The organism is Bradyrhizobium dasycarpum, from assembly GCF_042019905.1.
Taxonomy (GTDB): domain Bacteria; phylum Pseudomonadota; class Alphaproteobacteria; order Rhizobiales; family Xanthobacteraceae; genus Bradyrhizobium; species Bradyrhizobium japonicum_B.
Map to the genome: position 1 here is coordinate 4,707,983 of NZ_CP169574.1, position 18,695 is coordinate 4,726,677.

At 61.4% G+C, this 18,695-nt stretch carries 11 protein-coding genes, 1 tRNA gene and 1 pseudogene; 7 read left to right on the top strand and 6 right to left on the bottom strand.

Annotated elements, in window-relative coordinates; genetic code table 11:
- Positions 1–3 precede the first annotated feature (3 nt).
- The 3 genes from ACETMP_RS22550 to ACETMP_RS22560 all read left to right on the top strand — a co-directional run bounded on the left by ACETMP_RS22550 (position 4) and on the right by ACETMP_RS22560 (position 4,368).
- Positions 4–2,292 carry a Mov34/MPN/PAD-1 family protein gene (locus ACETMP_RS22550; RefSeq protein WP_375157927.1) on the top strand — a complete coding sequence of 763 codons (2,289 nt, stop codon included), beginning with the start codon at positions 4–6 and terminating at the stop codon, positions 2,290–2,292.
- Positions 2,289–3,350 (top strand): patatin-like phospholipase family protein, encoded by a 1,062-nt coding sequence (locus tag ACETMP_RS22555; RefSeq protein WP_375157928.1) that lies wholly within the window; start codon positions 2,289–2,291, stop codon positions 3,348–3,350. The genes ACETMP_RS22550 and ACETMP_RS22555 overlap by 4 nt, the downstream gene beginning before the upstream one ends.
- A 229-nt stretch (positions 3,351–3,579) precedes the next feature.
- Positions 3,580–4,368 (top strand): NYN domain-containing protein, encoded by a 789-nt coding sequence (locus ACETMP_RS22560; protein ID WP_375157929.1) that lies wholly within the window; start codon positions 3,580–3,582, stop codon positions 4,366–4,368.
- 28 nt (positions 4,369–4,396) lie between these two features.
- On the opposite strand, the gene ACETMP_RS22565 is transcribed toward ACETMP_RS22560, so the two are convergent.
- The 4 genes from ACETMP_RS22565 to ACETMP_RS22580 all read right to left on the bottom strand — a co-directional run bounded on the left by ACETMP_RS22565 (position 4,397) and on the right by ACETMP_RS22580 (position 13,572).
- Entirely contained in the window at positions 4,397–5,146 is a 750-nt protein-coding gene (locus ACETMP_RS22565; RefSeq protein WP_375157930.1) for a hypothetical protein, read from the bottom strand.
- A gap of 518 nt (positions 5,147–5,664) precedes the next feature.
- Positions 5,665–10,860 (bottom strand): DUF4011 domain-containing protein, encoded by a 5,196-nt coding sequence (locus ACETMP_RS22570; protein WP_375157931.1) that lies wholly within the window; start codon positions 10,858–10,860, stop codon positions 5,665–5,667.
- A 1,075-nt stretch (positions 10,861–11,935) separates the two neighbouring features.
- Positions 11,936–12,682 (bottom strand): hypothetical protein, encoded by a 747-nt coding sequence (locus ACETMP_RS22575; protein ID WP_375157932.1) that lies wholly within the window; start codon positions 12,680–12,682, stop codon positions 11,936–11,938.
- 47 nt (positions 12,683–12,729) lie between these two features.
- On the bottom strand, positions 12,730–13,572 hold the full coding sequence (locus ACETMP_RS22580) for a hypothetical protein (RefSeq protein ID WP_375157933.1): 843 nt from the start codon (positions 13,570–13,572) through the stop codon (positions 12,730–12,732).
- Positions 13,573–13,770: 198 nt separating this feature from the next.
- On the opposite strand from ACETMP_RS22580, the gene ACETMP_RS22585 reads away from it, so the two are divergent.
- Positions 13,771–14,613, top strand: coding sequence for a hypothetical protein (locus ACETMP_RS22585; RefSeq protein WP_375157934.1), 843 nt, complete (start codon positions 13,771–13,773; stop codon positions 14,611–14,613).
- A gap of 462 nt (positions 14,614–15,075) precedes the next feature.
- On the opposite strand, the gene ACETMP_RS22590 is transcribed toward ACETMP_RS22585, so the two are convergent.
- Both ACETMP_RS22590 and ACETMP_RS22595 read right to left on the bottom strand, forming a co-directional pair.
- Positions 15,076–15,165: transfer RNA gene (locus tag ACETMP_RS22590), tRNA-Ser, on the bottom strand.
- Between the two features lie 406 nt (positions 15,166–15,571).
- Positions 15,572–16,711: an ROK family protein gene (locus tag ACETMP_RS22595; RefSeq protein WP_028133238.1), complete on the bottom strand. Its 1,140-nt coding sequence runs from the start codon at positions 16,709–16,711 to the stop codon at positions 15,572–15,574.
- Positions 16,712–17,042: 331 nt separating this feature from the next.
- Between ACETMP_RS22595 and rplU the strand changes: the two genes are divergently transcribed.
- The 3 genes and pseudogenes from rplU to ACETMP_RS22610 all read left to right on the top strand — a co-directional run bounded on the left by rplU (position 17,043) and on the right by ACETMP_RS22610 (position 18,545).
- Positions 17,043–17,429, top strand: coding sequence for a 50S ribosomal protein L21 (gene rplU, locus ACETMP_RS22600; RefSeq protein ID WP_028133239.1), 387 nt, complete (start codon positions 17,043–17,045; stop codon positions 17,427–17,429).
- A gap of 103 nt (positions 17,430–17,532) precedes the next feature.
- Positions 17,533–17,802, top strand: coding sequence for a 50S ribosomal protein L27 (gene rpmA, locus ACETMP_RS22605; protein WP_028133240.1), 270 nt, complete (start codon positions 17,533–17,535; stop codon positions 17,800–17,802).
- Between the two features lie 148 nt (positions 17,803–17,950).
- Positions 17,951–18,545, top strand: a pseudogene (locus tag ACETMP_RS22610) (GNAT family N-acetyltransferase).
- Positions 18,546–18,695: the final 150 nt, after the last annotated feature.

The following is an 18,695-nucleotide window of genomic DNA, read 5'->3' on the forward strand; positions in this document are numbered from 1 at the left end:
GTCATGCCGATCCACGCGTGGTGGACCGCCTTCGGCCAAGCGACGACGATTGACGCACTGGCCGAAGGCCCGGCGCGCGCTTTCACGGAAGCGGTGACTGCCGGCATGCCTGCGATCACCCTGGTCGAGATCAAGGACGACCGAGCCACCGGGTACATCGGCGTCCATGTCGAAATCGACGTGGAGCGTCCGCAAGACCTAACCCACCCAATCCGGGCGCAGGAACCGATCGGCATTCTCTTCGGCCCGCGGTCGATCCGCCCCTCGGTGCTGGCTCTGCGGGATGCCTTTCCTCACACGATGCATCAGAACAGCGTGCCGCCCGGCATGCCGTTCTCGCTCTGCGTGGACGACCGGCCCTGGGCCGAGGCACGCCTGACGTACACGCCGGCTGAGTTCTCGCGGCTTATCCAACTCTGGCTCGCCAAGGCGGCGCGCGGCGAACTCCAGGATCCTGCGCAACCGCCCGATCCGTTCTTCTACGCTACCGACATGTCCTTGGTGTTACCACGCAGCGTGTTCGACGCCGGCTCGGCTGCCGCCGAGTTCGCCGGGTTCATGCATCCCGAGAACCCAGGCCTGGTCATCGCTCGCCCGCTGAACCAAAACCCGCAAGGCGGCGTTCATTTGACGGTCATGGCATTCGCGCTCCCGCCGCAAGCCATGACCTCGATCCGGCATTTGCCTCAGACGCTCGAGGGCCTAGCCCAAGAGTTGGCGCCGACCGGCCTCAACCTGCGCGACGAAATCAAGGACAAGCTCAAGGCATGGACAGGCATCGCGGGGGAAGGCGCCAGGCGGATGGCAGCACGTCTCGCGATCGTCGTCGCCCTTCCTGTCGCTGCGGACGGCGGTCGTACCGCCAACGATTTCCGAGCTTTCGTGACGGACAACACGGCGGGTGAGATTGGCATCATTCTGGGCGTGCTCCACGAGAACAACAGCAAAGTCGGCAAGGGCTACGTCCGCGCCGTCATTGAAACTCCGATCGCAGGAGCCTCAATGCCTGTCATTCCGGCGCAAGTGCACCTTGCCTTCGACCGGGACCTCGCGGCTTCGATTGCCGGCCGCGCAACCGCAGACCGTCGCAAGGCGGTCTTGATCGGCGCGGGCTCGCTCGGGTCCCAGCTCGGCATAGATCTTGCGCGAGAAGGGGCCAACGGGTGGACCGTCGTCGATGGTGACGCTCTGCTCCCGCACAATCTAGCGCGGCACGCCCTATTGGCTTCTGAGATAGGCGCGCCGAAAGCGGCAGCACTGGCCCGTCAGATCGGAATGCTGCTGAACGAGAAGCAGTCCGCAATCATCACCGATGTGCTCTCGCCGGATGCCGAGCAGGCGAAGGCACTGGACACGGCCTTGGGCGCCGCATCGATCATCATCGACGCGTCCGCCTCGGTTGGGGTGGCACGCCATATGAGCGACTTGCCCTGTGCGGCTCGCCGCGTATGCGCCTTCTTCAATCCGTCAGGCACCTCCGTGGTGCTGCTCACCGAAGACGTGCAGCGCGGCATCACGCTGCGTGATCTAGAGGCGCAATATCACCGTCTCATCCTCACCGAACCGTCTCTGACCGAGCACCTCGCCGCTTCGGAAGACGGCGTGCGCTATAGCGGGTCGTGCCGATCTCTGACCAACAAGATTCCGGCTACCCGCGCAGCCATCTTAAGCGCCCTCGCTGCTCGCGGCATCGCCGACACGCTTGAGCGCGACGCTGCCAAGATCACCGTTTGGACCCTTTCACCGGACGGTTCGGTCGCCGTCGTGCAGCGCGACGGCGAACCCGTCAACCGTGTCGCGGTCGGCAAGTGGCAGTTGAACTACGATCGCGGGTTTCTCGCGCAGCTATCGGCGCTGCGGGATCAACGTCTCCCCAACGAAACCGGCGGCGCAATTGTCGGCATCGCCGACATGAGCCGCAATGCCCTTCATTTGGCTCATGCGCTTCCTGAGCCCGAGGACAGCCGCAGCAGTCCGGCGCATTTCGAACGCGGTGTGGTTGGCTTGGCCGAGTCGATCGATGACGCGGCGCAGCGATCAATGCATCAGGTGCGCTATCTGGGTGAATGGCATTCGCATCCGCGTTACGCGAACGCCCTTCCGAGCGACACCGACATCGCCCAGCTCGCCTATCTGGGAGGCGAACTCGCGGCCGACGGTTTGCCCGGCCTCATGGCGATTGCCGCCGATCGGGGAGATTTCTCGGTGCTCACCTTCGACCTGGTGCAATGCAAGCGCAACGGCGTACTGAAGGTCATCCTTCGCAATTGCGCTCCGAAGACAGACACATGATCCACGCAAGCAATCCATCCATAGGCTTATCCCTTTCGGGAGGCGGCGTCCGAGCCGCTGCCTTTCACCTGGGACTGCTCAAACGGCTTGCTCACGAAGATCTGCTCGAATCCGTTTCTGTGGTGTCGACAGTGTCCGGAGGAAGCCTGGTCACCGCAGCGATGATTTCACGGGCGGGAGTGAAGTGGCCATCATCCGAGCGCTTCGTCCGGGACATCTACCCCGCGATGAGCCAACTTTTGACCGGTGTCGATCTGTTCAGCATTCGTGCTCTCAACTGGTCCGTCCTGAAGCGGCGACATTTTGGATTGTTGCGGGAGCGGGCGACCACCCTGGCTGACCTGCTGGAGAGCAATTGGGGCGTGACTGGGCTGATAGGCCAGTTACCCGATACTCCGCGCTGGATCGTCAACGCGACCTGCATCGAGACTGGCAAGAACTGGCGGTTTCAAAAACGGGAAATGGGCGACTGGAGCTTTGGAAAGCACTATGCACCCGACGTTCCCATAGCCACCGCTGCAGCGGCATCGGCGGCGGTGCCGTATTTCATCGGCGCCATGCCGCTCGATTTGCCGTCCAATGGCTGGTGGCGGACCGACCCGGCGACGAACAAGCCCGTGGCGGCGACCCAACCTCGTCTTGCGCGGGTGCATCTCTGGGACGGCGGCGCGTACGAGAATCTCGGACTCGAATCGATTTACAAGCCGGGCCGCGAACTGATCGACTGCGATTTCCTCATCTGCAGCGACGCGTCCGGCCCACTGAAACCGGCGTCCGGCTGGCCCATTCGCTCGTTGCTGCGTGGCAAGCTCGCGGCCCCGCGTTTGTTCGACGTTTCTAGCGACCAGATCCGATCGTTGCGGAGCCGAATGCTGGTCGCCGACCTCGCATCCAAACGAATCCGCGGCGCCCTCGTCCGCATGGGAAATTCAGTCCGAAGCCTAGACGTCAAAGCGGCCACGGCGCGAGTCGCCGGCTTCTACGACACCTGTACAGCCGGACGCGGACGCGTCGGCCGCACTCGATCACCCCACCGATCTCGCCGCGTTGACGCGTGAGCATTTCGATCGTCTCGCTCGTCACGGCTTCGAGTCCGCGGACACGACCTTGACGACGTACAGCTCCGCCGAGTTCCCGCGTTCGATATCGTGGAGCGATGCCGCATGATCGAGCCTGCAGGCAAGATGTTCCGCAGGGCGCAACTCTTAAACCCTTGAAGGACTTCGTGACGGAATCGTCCAGTTTCTTGACTATCCCATGACTTTCAATTCAAGCGGATATCTGCAGATGGCCCTATTCGGTAGCTCCTACAACGGACCGCGCGAGGTCCATTACCTCTTCATCGACGGTGGCGCCATGCGCGGCCGCATCCAGAATCTCAGCAATAGATATTTCGGAGGAGTGACGGTCGACATCGACTTCGCGAAGGTAGGCCGCAACTACACCAAGGTATTTTACTACGACGCGCTACCTGTCCGCGAAGATGGCGAAACCGAACAGGACTACGAGCTGCGCTCGAAGCCCATGCGAGACGTTCTCGACTCCGCCGCGAACGTAGACGGCGTTCACGTCTACGAAGGTGACGCCCGCAGACGGCGCCGACGAGGCCTCGAGCAGAAAAAGGTCGACGTAATGCTGACGGTCGACATGCTGACCCATTCGTTTAGGAAAAACATGCACAAGGCCACCCTTCTGACCGGCGACAACGACTTCAAGCCGCTGATCGACGCGTTGGTTCAAGACGGCATGTTCGTCAGCCTGATGTATCCGCCCGAAGAGACCAGCAGGGAGCTCATGCAGGCGGCCGATGCCCGTTTCCCGATGAGCATGTCGATAATCGAGGGATATCTGACCGCCGACTCCAAGCTTCTGTTCGACCTACCAAAGCGCAAGATGCACCATCAACCCGTCGACACGGGAAACAACGTGTCCACCTGGACGCAGGACAATCAGCAGTTGGGACTACACGAACTCGATGGGGAGTTCCTAGTCACCCAAGTCCAAAATCCCAACAACACGCTCCACGTGTCGCACAAAAACTTGGATCTGCTCAGACATTTCTGCAAGGAATCGTGAACATCGAAGTGCCGTAACGGCGGGGGAGCTAACCGAGATCGATCTTCCAGAACTTCAGCACCTCCTCGACCTCTGCCCTCGGATAATGAAGGTAGTCGGCGTTCCGGAGATCGGCCCTGATTTTCGCCTTTCTCGCGGCGATCGCGCGTTGGATCCTGTCGGTAAACGGCGCGGTGCCAGGCGGCAGCCGACCTGGACTTTTCCCATCAGGCCAGTCGCCCGGATAATCGTCCGGTAGTCGTCCGGATCGGACTTCAGCCGCTTGCGCGGCGACCGATTCGTGCTCGCAAGCCCAGCCGTAGAGATGAAAGGCGCACACGCGCAGCATCACCTTGATCTCTGGAAGCGTGTCGGTAAACCCCTTGAGCGACGTTGGCAGCCAAACCATATTGCCGACGCACGAAAAAAAGCGACGGTCCTGGACAACGCCGCTATGCTTGGCGAACGAAGGATCGTCGTATCCCCAAATGTGGCAGACCGTCCAATTTTTGGGCCTCGGCGTAGCCACGTCGAGGGCGGCAAACAGCGCGTGCCCGGCAGCCACGTTGCCCTCGTATTTGTCGGAAGTAACTCCCGTGGATTTCTTCGTGTTGGTGTATCGCCGCGACCAAGCCGCGTCGAAGAGTGGCATTCCACGGGCGGCATGTGGAGCCCAGATCGGCAACGCGCGGAAGGTCTCGGGATGCACCCATCTTGCCGTTCGCGCGATGAGCTCGGCGACTGCAGGGATATCCGTCCGCAAAATCTCGTTGCCGTCGGGCACTGCAAAGCCTTTCATTGGGCTCCTCATATCAAACCGACGCGAACCCGAAGCCTGGCCTTCCGCGGGCGGCGTCGCGAACGCCAGAGCTGGCGACCACACACAACCATTCAGAACAATGTCATTCCCTATACCTTGCGACAACTGCATGCGAAGTCGGGCCGACGCTTCGTGAAGCGCAACTATCGACCTTGTAGCAGGAAGACCTGAAAAGCACGTCAGCGAAGCGTTCGATCTCGTCATCTCAGCTCACGATGTCGCCAACATCCCGCCGGCACTGGAAATCTTGTTGGTGCCAGGTTTGGTAGCGGCGATTTGCGTCCATCTACCCGCAGAAGCCGCACGAGCCTTTCCGATCGTTGTAGGCCTGCTTACGTTCGACGACCACGTGATCGAGCGGGTTCGGGGCGTCCTGGAAGAGTGCAGCCGCAATTTCACCGTAGCCGACAACGGGATGACCTTGACGGAATTGCGATCGACGATCGAACAGGCTTTGGACTGAACTCTGGCCGCCGCGACCGCGGGCCCGCGGCTATCTATGCGGGCGCGCTGAGCCGCTCGATGCGCTCGATCAATCGATTGAACTCTCTTTCCGGATCTCGATACCAATCGGTCGACCATATCCTGTAGATCGTCCAGTTCAGTCCTTCGAGGACGTCCTGCCGCAGACGGTCGCGATCCCGCGCTGACTTCGAGGAATGGTAGGTCGCTCCGTCGCACTCCACACCTAGGATGTAACTGCCCGGCTTGTTGGGGTTCACGACGCCAATATCGATCCGGTATCCTGCCACGCCAACCTGGGGATGAGCTTCGTAATTCGCTGCCTTCAGGCGCGCCAGGAACCATCGCTCGAAATCACTGCCGGGCTCCTCTCCGGTGCCACGTCCCGGCGTAAAGGTGCCATGATCGGCATACTCGAGGAATTCCTTCAGAACTCGAACTCCGCGGCGATTTCCGTCCGCCACGATGCGACCGGGATCGAGCGAAGTGAAGACCGTAAGCTTGCACTTCGCTCGCGTGAACAGCACGTTGAGTCGCCGATGACCATACGCGCGGTTCAAGGGGCCGAAGTTCTGCCGGAAAACACCCTCGGCCGTGGGCCCATAGACCGTCGAAATCAGTATGACATCACGTTCGTCGCCTTGCACGTTCTCGAGGTTCTTGACGAAAAAGTCTTCCAGACTGTCGGCCCACTTCTCACGGTATGCTTGGACGTCCGGATCCGAAGTAGCTCGCTCGTCCATCAAGGTCTCGATGAGATCTCGCTGCGCTTGGTTCATCGCGACGATGCCGATCGAACGATCCGCACGAGTTCGCATCAGTTCCGCCGCTTCCTCCACGATCGCTCGGGCTTCCTTGGGATTCCTTCCTTGGCCGACCTCGTAGTCTCCATCGATCTTTCGGCACGACACGCCGTAGTCCGGATCCCGGAGTACCGGACTGGGATACACGAGAAGTCGCTCACCGTAGAACTCGCGATTCGAATATGCGATGAGGCTCTGGTGTCGTGAACGATAGTGAACTTCCAGCATCCGCATCGGATGCCAGCAGCGGCGACCAAGTTCTAGAATCGATTCTTCAGGAGCATCCTCGACCTTTTCATCGCTCGGGTCGTCCGACGCGCTGAAGAAATCCGTGGGCGGCAATTGTTCAGGGTCCCCCACGATGACGGCCTGCCTGCAACGCAGCATCGCACCCAGCGCGTCCTCGGGGCGCATCTGTGAAGCCTCGTCGATCACGAGTAGATCAAAGCTATGCCGGCCAGGCTCAAGGTACTGCGCCACAGACATAGGGCTCATCATCACGCAGGGCGTGTACGCACGAATGGCGTTTCCTGCATTTGAGAAGAGTCGGCGCAGTGCGATCCGCGGCTGCTGCAGGCCGGTTTGATGCGTCAACATCTCATTATCCGTGTAGTCGCGTGTCGAGCCTGCGCGACGACCGGGTGGAATCGACCGAGCGCGAAGTTGGGCCGCGACCATCTTGCGATTCAGTTGAAGTATCTCGCGATCCAGATCTTGGAACCGCTTGCGCACCTGCTCGTGAGTGTTCCCGGCATGCCGCGTCAAGACGGGATGCTCCCTCATGAGCTTCTCGGCAGCCGAGCGATAGAATGCGGCTTCGACGGCGAGGGCGACGCCCGAGTAGCGTACCCCTTCGGTCGGCCAGCAACGAATGAGGTCACTCAAGCCAAGGCTTGCGGCTTCCAGCTCCGTCGACAGCAACGCGATCTGCTTTTCGAGAGCATCGGGAGCCTGAGACGCTCGGTCGCACTTCTGCAATTGCGTCCGGATCGGCGCAACTCTCCAGGGGCCGCCGCACCATTCCTCCGCTCGAAGTTTGAGGAGTTCATCCGCCTCCTCGGCAGCTCGGTCGACGTCGGCGATCGCGGCCTTCAGATCCTCTACGGTGCGCCTCAAGCTGGATGATCGGCCGCCGTAGCCTTCCTGCAGGAGATAGCGTGTGACGGAAGGAGGGAGCTGCAGAGACTGCACTCTTTGGACGAAGCGAGTCGTCGCTCGAACACGTCCGGCCCGCTCCAGTTCAGATTCCGCAGCGATCGATGCGCAGGCATTCGTCGCCATCACATCGGCGGCCATTTGCTGCCGGAGGACCTTGACCTCTGCGTGCATCTGCAGAGCCTTCGGAAGAGAGGCCACCGGCTGGCTCGGCAGAATACCGAACTTCTGACTGGTCGTGACGATCGAATCGAGGGCTGACGCGCGAGCCTCATGGCGATCGGCCTCCGCGTGGATCGTCGATCGCGCAGCGAACGCTGTCTGAAACGCATCAATGAGATTCAAGCTGCCGGCGGCTTCCGCGAAGCGGACGAGCATCGCAAATTCGTCGGAGCCGCCTTCGAACGCCAGTCGCCGCAATTCTTTTGCACCTGACTCACCGGGAGGAGTCACTTTTTGGACCGACCGCATCCATTCCGACACTTCTATAAGGTGGTCGAACGGGGTTTCCGCCCCTTTCCAGTGACGACCGGCAGCAGCTTTCGCTTCGCCGCATTCCTCCAACCGCTGCAGACGATCCTTCCACAGCGCCGCGGCGATCAGCCGTTTTGCGGCATCGGCCGGAGGAAGCTTGGGTTCGTTCGGAAAGGTTTGGCGGCAGACGGCGCGCGCAGCCCGCCATTCTCCTCCGAAGATTTTGCCGAAGAATCCGGTAGAGCGAAGCGTTCCTGCAGCCCGACGCAGTTCGGCCACGGATGGAATCGTGTCGGCAAGGTTCGTCGTCGCTTGCTCCGAGAACCTTGCTTCGGCCGCCGCGGATTTGACCTCGCCAGCAAGCTCGCGTGCGGAATCCAAATCGTCGATCACCGCTTCCGCCGTGAGTGCCTGCGAGCGATAACGAAGATTGTCCTGCCGGATCTTGGGAACGACGAGAAGGTAGCCCGCAGCCATCGCTTCTGACTTGACGTCAGAGGACGCATTCGGATCGCGGTTCGCCGCACTGAGCAGGTCCGCCATCAGTCGAACCAAGGAACCAAGTCTGGCTGCGGATTGTCTGGCCGCATCGAGAGTCCTCGATATCTCTTCGACCGATAAAGTGGCGACTTCGAGAGCCGTCGCCCTCTCAAGCAGCGGTCCGACGGCTCCACCATCGGCTTCGAGCGCCTGTCTGGAGCAGATTCCGTAGACCCGCAGTTCGAGATCGTGGGCTCTTAGGCAGCGATCGACCCAATCGTCGAGCGACTTTCGAGCCGATTCGCCGGACGCAAGGGTGAGCAACTTCTCGTCGACGTCCCCCGCCGGTGAGGGTAGATCGGAAACGACCGTCGCGGCCGCGGAGGCGTCGGCCGGCGAATTTAGGCCTTCCCACGACGTCGCACTGGCGAGTGTCTCGATGTGCTGCAGAAGCCGCCTTAGCGCGTCGCCCCAACCCGCCACTACTTCAACGGCCCTGGTCCGATCGAAGCGGTTAAGATTGAGGTTGCCGACGCCGCGCCAAGGCTGATGCTTCGGCTCGGCCGCGGCTCCCATCGCCGTCGCCCAATCGTCCAGGGCTTTGCCGAGCCCGACCAGTTCGGCGAGCTTGAAACGGTCGATGCCTAACGCTTCCGCAAAGCGGAACTCCGTCGTCGGTCTTGGGGGCGCAGGCTCTTGACCAGCTCTGGTGAAGTCGCCCCAAAGGACCTGATGAATGCTGAGGCCGGTAGTGCCGGCCGGGCTATTGATCAGACCCGCATATTCGGTGAGACGCTGCCGGGCCTGGCGCAGAGCTTCGCGGGCGCTCTCGACTTCCTGGACGTTCGCGGCACCGCGCGGCGTTTCCATGCGCTCGCGTATCGATTTGAGGACCGAAGCCTTCGAAGCTTTTGCCGAGTGCACCTCAAGGCAATAGAGGCCAAGCCCCATATGATCGAGTCGATCCTTGACCACCTTCAGTGCGGCCATCTTTTCGGAGACGAACAAGACCGTCTTGCCGTGCCAAAGAGCGTTGGCGATGATGTTGGTGATCGCCTGCGACTTGCCGGTGCCTGGCGGCCCTTGGATGACTAGATTCTTCCCGCTTGTGGCGTCGATCACAGCACTGAGCTGCGAGGCGTCGGCCTCGATGACCAATGCGGGGGCTTGGGACTCGAGCTCTGGATGGTCGACGTCGTAGACTGCAGCGACGTTGTCGCCGTGGTTTCCGGCGACATCACCGTAGACTTGTCCCAGCAATTCGTGAGTCTCTGGACGGGAGTCGGCCGGCCATCGCGCCGAGTCGAGATCGCTCCACATCGCCTGCCGGGCAAACGAAAAGAGCCCGACGGTCGCGAAGCGCCGAACCTTCCATCGAGGCTTGTTGGTGAGACAAGCGGCTACGCCGGAAAGATAGGCTTCAATTCCGGCCTCTGGATCGTATTCGGGCAGATCTATCGCGAAGCGCTTCAGCTTTTCGCGAAGCGCGACGTTGCTCGCTTCGTCGTCGTCCCGCCCCGCGATGGAGTAGACGTACTCACCGCTCGCGATGCGCTTCTCCATGTTGATGGGCAACAAGACGAGGGGCGCGTGCAATGGATCAGTGGAATCGTCCTGTTCGTACCATTCGAGGAAGCCGACCGCGAAGTATAGCGCGCTGAGGCCGGCATCCTCCTGGAGCGCCCGCGCGGCACTGTGGATGCTGGCCAGCTTCGGCTCCAAGCGATCCGGGAAAAAGAGTGTCTGCAGAGTGTTATCTGCATGGTGCTTCTGAGCGGAGCGTTTGGACGGCGGTAAATCGTAAGATGGGTCGATTCCAAGTTCCCGGGCCCTTGCTCGCGCATCGGTCGCGACCCGCCATTCCGGCATCCCGAGCCTAGCCCGAATACGGTCGCGGAGCGCCCGTTCGGCGACCTTGTCCTTCGCGCGGCGGCGATTACCTGCAGCGCGACGCGCATCCTCGGCGGCCAGCCAGTCGGGGTCGGTTTCCCTAGCCGTCTTTAGGGCGGCTCGGAAATCGTCAATCTCCTCGTCCCGAGGGACCTGCTCGATAGGCGGAATCGGAATGACATCGAGGGACTTGCCCGACGCCAAGGCTCCGATCAAAAGCGCCAAATCCTCATCGACGACGCGAACGTGCTTTGCCGACGTTTCAGAATGCCGGAAATTCAGCATGGCGTTTCGCATGCTGAGATCGATGAGCTTTTCGCGAGCCTTGCGGACACCCTCTTGGACTAATCCGGCGATGCCGGAACTCGCCACTCCAGAGGTAGCCGAGCGCGCAAAGCTATCTTCGTTGTTTGCCCCGAACATCGTCATGTACCGAAACCGCTACCCGAACCAAGCCGCCAGGCACGCTGTCTCGTTATTCTTGAAAATGCCGACTGGCCCCTCAGAACAGCTATACCCTTGATTTCAGGTGTATTATGCCGACTGGACAACTGGTTCGCAAGAGGACGATGGTCGAACCCGCTCGTCGACACATCCTCTTTATAGCTCGATCGGCGTCCGTCAAAGGGCGATCTGACTGTTGCATCGACGGACGCCGGCGGGTCTGTTCAGTGATCCGGAAGTTCACCGTTCCGGTGCTCTCCGCGCCAGACGATTTGATCGAGAGACGGTCTCTTGACGTTGATCTTGGCTAGATCGGCATCTGACAAGCTCTGAAGGATGACGAACGCCGCCATTCGATGGGAGCCATCGATCAGACTCGTGCCGTCAGCACGCTGCATCGTTACGAGTGCGCGCGGAAAGGCCCCGTTGTCGCGAATGTAAATCCACGGCTGCGCTACCCTCCTCTTGGTTGTCGCGTCGGCTCTGCCCGAATTGAACGCGGTCACTATGTCCGAGACATCCGCCTTCGCCTTGGCGGCCAGATCGTCAAGAGTGCAACGGGTCGTTACTTGCTTCCAAGAGACTAGCTTCCACCACGCAACGGCTTCCCGCCCAAAAGTCCCGCCCAACGATGATTGCCGAGCGGCTCAGGTGGTGGCCAGCCGCAATCGGGTTCATTTGCAAAGTAGTGAAGCCATTGCTCGACGACGTCGTCTGGCCACTCGGGTAGTTCTTTTTTTATGTCCGCAACGGAAACCATGCGCCCTCCGGGGTTGGTCAGATACGGCTCTGCTTCAACCGTCGTTCCCCGTCACATAGCATGCCGAGACGGTGATCGCCGATGCGCTTCGGCATCGACATGTCCGAAGCCTCAAGGTGGCGACTGTTGAGTGATGCGGTCGGCTACCGTGCACCCGGCACGGTCCTAATTAACTTTCAAATGGTCGCCCTACAATGAATTGCAAAAAGAGAGAGGATTTAACTTGGCGGCTCTCCCGGCCACTTCGCTCAACCATCGGGTCGAGCATGGCTGGGGAATAGGCAGAAGGCATACCTAGGATCACGCGCGACGCAGCAGATCCGCCATCGTTTCCTCGCATCGACGGAAAGCTTCGATACCTACTTCGTGCGCCAATCGGCACACGGCTTCGTCCGTAGGCTCCCTTTTCGGGCCGGACGCGCCGCCCTCAAGCCAAAACAGCGTGTCGATCAGCCTCACAGCCCTTTCAGCCTGCAGACCAAAGCCCTCGAAGACCTCCGCGAGCGGCTTGTGAAGGGGAAAAGCGAAAGTTCGATAGCTCGCGGCGGCGATCAGGAAATTCCACTCGCCGGAGTCGGACGGCCGTCCGCCGAAGTCGTCGATCATCGCATCGAACCTTACAGTGAGCCCGTTGCGGCACACGGCCGCGAGGACGCGAGAATCGTAGATAAAACCGTGCAGAGGGAACCGATACCAGAGGAATTTGGACATCCCACTGAGCGGTCTCAGCGCGCGGTCGCCCTCCGCGGGAGCCGTCGCCACTCCGTTCGCCAGACTTCTGACAGACCGGACGAAACCGTCGAAACGCCGCTCGGCCGCTCCTTCGACGGGAGCCACACTCTCGATCATACCGATCAAGGCCTGTCGACGATCCTTCGGGAAATGCCGCGCGACACGGTAATATCCGCCGGCGAGAGCGATTCCTTCGCCGGTTACGCACGGCACCATCCGGGCAAAGATCTCCCGCTCCTCGCGCTCCCAAGCCGCGAAGTGGTGCAACGCCGCGGTCGTCCAGCGATGCCGATCCATCAGGAAGTGACGGTCCATGGTGGTACCTGCCTCCTTCGTCTGCGAGCGGTCCGACCGGCTCAACCTCACACCAGTTTCGCTTCGACGAGCACCCGTCGATAGAGGTCGATAAACTGGCTCACCAAACCCCATTCCTTGCTCGACGGAGCATTGCCGACGAGCACGCAGAGCGTCCACAACAAGTCCCGCAAGGTTCTCTCGAACATCGGCATCAGATCGGACAGCGTTTCGCTCATAGCTTGATGCCCTGCGTCTCCAGCGTACAGCAGCAGATTGCGAAACTCGGCCCGAGCGGTCACGAACCCGCGGACCGTCATGTCGTTGTTCTCTCGGACCTCCTTTTCGAAGTCGCGATAGAGCTCGTCGGCGATTTCGTCATGATCGAGATCGTCGCGGGATACCGATACATTCAACGGGTTGAGCGGGATCGATGCGCCAGCCGAGCCGGGAAGACTCGAGGCCAGCCGCAGAACGAGGCGCCCCTCTTCGATCGAAGGATCGATCTTCATCAGCAGCACTTGTTCGAACCCGGGAAACGTAATGCCGTGCTTGATCATGTCACTCAGGACGGACCTGAACTGCGACAACACGGGATAGAAGGCCAGCTTCACGCGATGGTTCTTGTACTTGCCGATGAAATCGCTATGCGCCGGCAATCTATCCGAGTTGAGCTTGAGCCATTCGAAAATCGCGACGACGAGTTCCTCCTCGGCCGCGATGCACCGTATGACTCCCATCTCGTCGTCGATGCCGCCCAGCTTCTGCGCTTTGACGAAGTGGTCCATCGACTTGACAATTCTGGACACCACTTTGCGGGGGGCCTGATCGAAGAGGAATTCGATAAACTCGCGGCCGATCAGCCCGGCGAACGGACGAAGGACATCTTCATCTTTTTCTGTGTCGGTCACTTAAAGCTCGCTGCGATCAATCGGTTGGACAATTGACCGGGCTTACCGCGGTTTGTCCATCCATTCCGGCGGTCTCGCGCGCCTACGATGCGCATTCGACGATCTAGCCGCCCCACGGCCGCCGACAAGGTCCCCGCATGACGGTCGGACCGAATCGTGTCAGGCTTGTTGCGGTCTTTCGAAACAACGGTTCGAGCGATGATCGGCTTCCCCAATTATCGGCACTTGGCGCGCGAATCCTTGACGCGCGCCAAGGCCGAACTCGCAACCCAGGATCTTCACCGGCTGCGATACGCCGCGCTGGAACTGCGCGATGCCATGGAAGCGGTGACCTACGACCGCGCGCTTGCGTTCAAGGACGAGATTCCGCCGGAAGAATACAGGACGTGGCAGCCACGCAAGCTGATGGCCGTGCTGGTTGACATCGATCCGTCGATCGGGATGACCTCGACCATCGCGGTCGGGATCGAGTCAGAATGCGGAAAGCAGGCCGAGAACTTGGAAATTCTCGGTACCGACCAGGTGCTCACCCTCAAGGACATCAAATCGCACTACGACGCGATCGGCTCGCATCTGCACATGCCCTCGTTGGAGCAACTCGAAGCCGGAAAGATCGCCGATCCAGCGAAGTTGCGGACTAGGTGCGAGGCGGTCGTGGCGGCGCTGGAATCGGTGCTCGGCTCGCCGGTCTACAACGTTACGCTGGGCAATTTCGCTCAGCTCACCGAATGCATGAACGAGGCCTGCCGGCGGCCGGTCCGCAAGCGCATTCCGCACGGCAAGACCGAAATCGAGGCCGAATGTTTCGAGTGTAAGGCGATCTACACGCTCGTCGCGCACCCAGGCGGCGCGGTTGAGTTCAAACCGAAGACGACCCTGGTCGGATGTCCTTCCGAGGGCTGCTCCGAGACATTTCCGCTTTGGCCGCACGAACTCACTCCGGGAACGCATTGGCGGTGCCGCTGCGGCTCCCACAACGGCATCGCCCTGGGGGCCCACAAGATCGAGGAGGGGCCGGCGGGCGAAGGTGGACCCGGTTGAGCGCGGCGGATTTCGAGATCGGCAGAAGCGAGGAATAGCGAGCCTGCTCGAACTGAATCGATCGGCGTAGAGGGACAACGCGCGCCTGATCAGCAATGGCCTGGTCTTAGCCCAGCTTTCTCGGACACCCTCCAAGCGTCAATCCTAACGAATGCGAGCTCATGACCGACGCAATGTCCACTCAAGCTGCGTCACTAGCAAATTTTCCCGTACTACGGGCCGATGCAGACAGAGCCTGCATTTATCGCGGCACCTCAAACGGAACGCCGCGCTTCGGCGAAACACAACGGTTTCGATGCTGGCCGCGAGAAGGCGGCCCTTGCCGCGAGGACGCGTTGCCTTAGGCCGGCAGCCATGGCAAGCTAAGGGCTACCCGAGGGGCTACACCTCGGGGCTACACCAGAGACCTCTGGCGTGCAGTAAGGCCTGATTTTACGGGGCTTTCTCGAAGCCGTTTTATTATGGCGGAGAGGGAGGGATTCGAACCCCCGATAGGCTTGCACCTATGCCGCATTTCGAGTGCGGTGCATTCAACCACTCTGCCACCTCTCCTGAAGGCGCCATATAGAGGCAGGGCCCCTGTGGTTGGGGCGTTAATAGGCGAGGATGACCGGCCAGACAAGGCGCGGGAGAGGAAAATCAGACCGGTTTTCCAGCCGGGTCCTGGGATGTCGCGGTGGCGGCGAGGCCAATTGCGGATTTGGGCGGCACCTTGAGGGAAATGGGCCGCTTCTCAGCCGGCGCGCCGGCCGGGTCGCGCACGGGTGCCGAATCACCGATCTGGTCGGAAAAACGGGGTGGGACCGCCAGACGCGGTAAACACTGGCGGTCCCGGTGCCGCTCATTGAAATACTGGCCGTGAAGGGCGGCTTCGCCGGCCAGGCGAGGCGACGATTCGACCCTAGCGTGCGGCGGCCGGTGCGCAACGCAATCCGGTCCTTAACCTAACCGGTCAAGGTTACTCGTCGTCGTTCTTCTTGCTGTCTTTACCCTTCTTCTTGCCGTTGTCCGTGGAATCCCGGTCCTTGCCGTTCTCCTTGCGGCGGTTGGTGAAGCGGGCATTGCCGAGGCCGGTGCCGATGGTGAGCACGCCCCAGCGCTCGACGTCCTGCATGAACGGCACCTCGGAGAGGCCCTGCACTACGCCGTCATTGTGCATCAGGATCGCGGTGTCGTGCTCGCCGATCTGCGGAATGCCCTCGAGCAGGCTCGCCGGCAGGTTGAACTTACTGCTCTCCCAATTGCCGGGAAGATTCTGTGCGCCCTTCTCAATCGAGCCGTCGGCGTTGATCACGCCGGGACAGGCGATGCCGATGAAGGGGGCGAGCTTGTAGCCTTCCTTATCGGCTTCCGTGATCAGCCCCTTCAGCATCTTGGTGAGCCGCTTCACCGCGCCTTCGCGCGTCGGCTCGTCGTCGGCATGGCGCCACAGCTCGGAATGCACCACCTTGGCTTTCGACAGGTCCTTGGCTTTCTTCCAGCCGGTTTCCACCAGGCCGCAGCGGATGTTGGTGCCGCCGATGTCGACCGCAATGATGCTGTCGTGGGCCTCGAAGATCCAGGACGGCGCCAGATGCAGCGCGCCGATCAGGCCCGCTTCATCGGGGTGATGGCGGATCGGCATCATGTCGATCTTGAACTCCTCGGATTTGAGGATGATCTCGGCGCGCGCGATCGCGAGCTCGCCGAGCCGGGAATCGCGGAAACCGCCGCCGACGATGATGCGCTCGGTCTTGGCCCAGGCCTTGGTCTTGAGGAAGCGGCGCGTGACATAAGCGAGCTCCTGGGCGAAATCCTCGATCGCGCTGTGCACCACGGCCGCGGCCTCGGCGTCGTCGCCGATCATGATGGCATCCAGCGTCTTCTTGTTGATCTCCTCCGTCGGCACCTTGCCGAACGGGTCCTCGCCGGTCTTGCGCAGCGGCTTGCGCCAGCGGTCGAGGATGTCGCGGAACGCGCCCTTGCTGGCGCGGTCGCCGAGGAAGCCGTCCTCGTCCTTGATCTCGATGTTGAAGCTGTCGATGTCCACCGACGGCAGCCGCTCGGCGCCGTGATGGGCGATGCCCGTCGTCGTCTTGACCAGTTCGTCCGTTGCCATTGAAGAGCCCTTGCCCGCTTACCTGTTCCGGCCGGGACAACGGCGCGGGAACCGGTTTGTTGCAACGGCCGTCGAATTTCGGATGAAAGCCGGCAGTGCGGCCAAATCCTTCAAATCCGGGCCTTTTTCCGCGGTTTTCCTTGACTTGTGGCCGATGGCGGCTATAAGTCCCACAGCCGGCGCGGGGCGTTTCTCGCGCCGCTTGTTTTTGCGTGGGTTTTCAAAGGGATAAGTCCCACCCGCACAAAACGTAGATAAACCCGTAGCGACTGACAAAAAGCCGGCCCGGACAATCCGTCACGAGGCCGGGATTGAACACGGAGAAAGAACGATGTTCGCAGTCATCAAAACCGGCGGCAAGCAATACCGCGTCGTGCCGGATGATGTTCTCGAAGTAGGCAAGATCGAAGGCGAAGTCGGCTCGATCGTGCAGTTGAATGAAGTTCTGGTGGTCGGCGGCGACACGCCGGTGCTGGGCATTCCCACGGTCGCAGGCGCGTCCGTTGCGGTCGAGGTGCTCGACCACAAGCGCGGCCCCAAGGTCATCGCGTTCAAGAAGCGCCGCCGCAAGAATTCGCGCCGCAAGCGCGGCTATCGCGACGAGATCACGGTGCTCCGCGTCAGCGAGATCCTGACCGACGGCGCCAAGCCCACCAAGGGCCCGCGTCCGAAGCGGGAGAAGGTGGCGAAGGAGCCGGCCGCGGAAGCCGCCGAGTAACGCAAGATCGATCACGCCCATTCACGAATTGAGGCGTGAGAAATTTTGAAATGATTCCGTCAAGGAATTGACCTAGACATACGCAGGATTTCGGAGACGAGCCATGGCTCACAAAAAAGCAGGCGGTTCATCGCGTAACGGACGCGATTCCAAGGGCAAGCGCCTCGGTATCAAGGCGTTCGGCGGGGAGCTCGTCACTCCCGGCAACATCATTGCGCGTCAGCGCGGCACCACCTGGCACCCCGGCCTTAATGTCGGCATGGGCACGGACCATACCCTGTTCGCCAAGATCGAGGGTCGTGTTGCGTTCCAGGCCAAAGCCAACGGCCGCACCTTCGTATCGGTACTCCCGATCGCAGAGGCTGCTGAATAGACGGTGGATCAAATGGAGTCCGCCGGTCCCGACTGAACCGGCGGAGTCCAGATCATAGCGATCGAAGGCTCCAGGGGAGGCGGGAAACCGGCCTCCCCTTTTCTTTTGACTTGTTCACTTTGACTTAGTGACTTTCACGGAGCCGGACATGTTGCAGGATTTCTCGAGGCGTGACCTTGGCCGAGGCGAGACCCAGCGTCGTCGCCACCGAACGGCTGACCTTGCGGCGGCCGACGCTGGCCGACGTCAGGACCATCGCCCGGCTCGCCAACGACCGCCGCGTCGCGGAAAACACCCGCCGCCTGCCGCATCCCTATTCGCAGAACGACGCCGTCGAATTCATCCGCGCCACCGCCGCGCTCGGAGCTGAGACCGTGTTCCTGATCGAGCACGACACCGTGCCGGTCGGCATGGTCGGCATCGACTGCTCCACGCCTGGGAATGCCGAGCTCGGCTATTGGCTCGGCGTCGAGCATTGGGGCCGCGGCTTTGCCACCGAGGCGGCGCGCGGCGCGATCGACTTCTTCTTCGAGGAGTTCGAGGACGAGCATCTCCATGCCGGCGCGCGCGTCACCAACCCCGCCTCGCGCAAGGTGCTGGAGAAGTGCGGCTTCCAATGGAGCGGCGTGCAGCTGCATCGATTTCTGGCGCTGGGCTCCTCGACGCCGGTCGATTGCTTCCGCCTGTCGCGCGGCGTGTGGGCCTCGCTGAAGAGCTGGAGCAGCGCGCGGCGGATGAGGTAGGCGACGGCGCTCCTACAAACACAATTGTCGTCCCCGCGAAGGCGGGGACCCAGAACCACAACCGGGGGTGCGGGGCGACGCGCCCACTCCGAAGTCTTCGCAAAACATCCGCCTGTGGGTATGGGTCCCGGGCTCGCGCTGCGCGCGCCC

Bases quoted from the DNA above. Each gene is read 5' to 3' on its own strand.
- ACETMP_RS22550 (WP_375157927.1), top strand. From the start codon at position 4: ATGCCGATCCACGCGTGGTGGACCGCCTTCGGCCAAGCGACGACGATT.
- ACETMP_RS22555 (WP_375157928.1), top strand. From the start codon at position 2,289: ATGATCCACGCAAGCAATCCATCCATAGGCTTATCCCTTTCGGGAGGC.
- ACETMP_RS22560 (WP_375157929.1), top strand. From the start codon at position 3,580: ATGGCCCTATTCGGTAGCTCCTACAACGGACCGCGCGAGGTCCATTAC.
- ACETMP_RS22565 (WP_375157930.1), bottom strand. From the start codon at position 5,146: ATGAAAGGCTTTGCAGTGCCCGACGGCAACGAGATTTTGCGGACGGAT.
- ACETMP_RS22570 (WP_375157931.1), bottom strand. From the start codon at position 10,860: ATGACGATGTTCGGGGCAAACAACGAAGATAGCTTTGCGCGCTCGGCT.
- ACETMP_RS22575 (WP_375157932.1), bottom strand. From the start codon at position 12,682: ATGGACCGTCACTTCCTGATGGATCGGCATCGCTGGACGACCGCGGCG.
- ACETMP_RS22585 (WP_375157934.1), top strand. From the start codon at position 13,771: ATGATCGGCTTCCCCAATTATCGGCACTTGGCGCGCGAATCCTTGACG.
- ACETMP_RS22595 (WP_028133238.1), bottom strand. From the start codon at position 16,711: ATGGCAACGGACGAACTGGTCAAGACGACGACGGGCATCGCCCATCAC.
- rplU (WP_028133239.1), top strand. From the start codon at position 17,043: ATGTTCGCAGTCATCAAAACCGGCGGCAAGCAATACCGCGTCGTGCCG.
- rpmA (WP_028133240.1), top strand. From the start codon at position 17,533: ATGGCTCACAAAAAAGCAGGCGGTTCATCGCGTAACGGACGCGATTCC.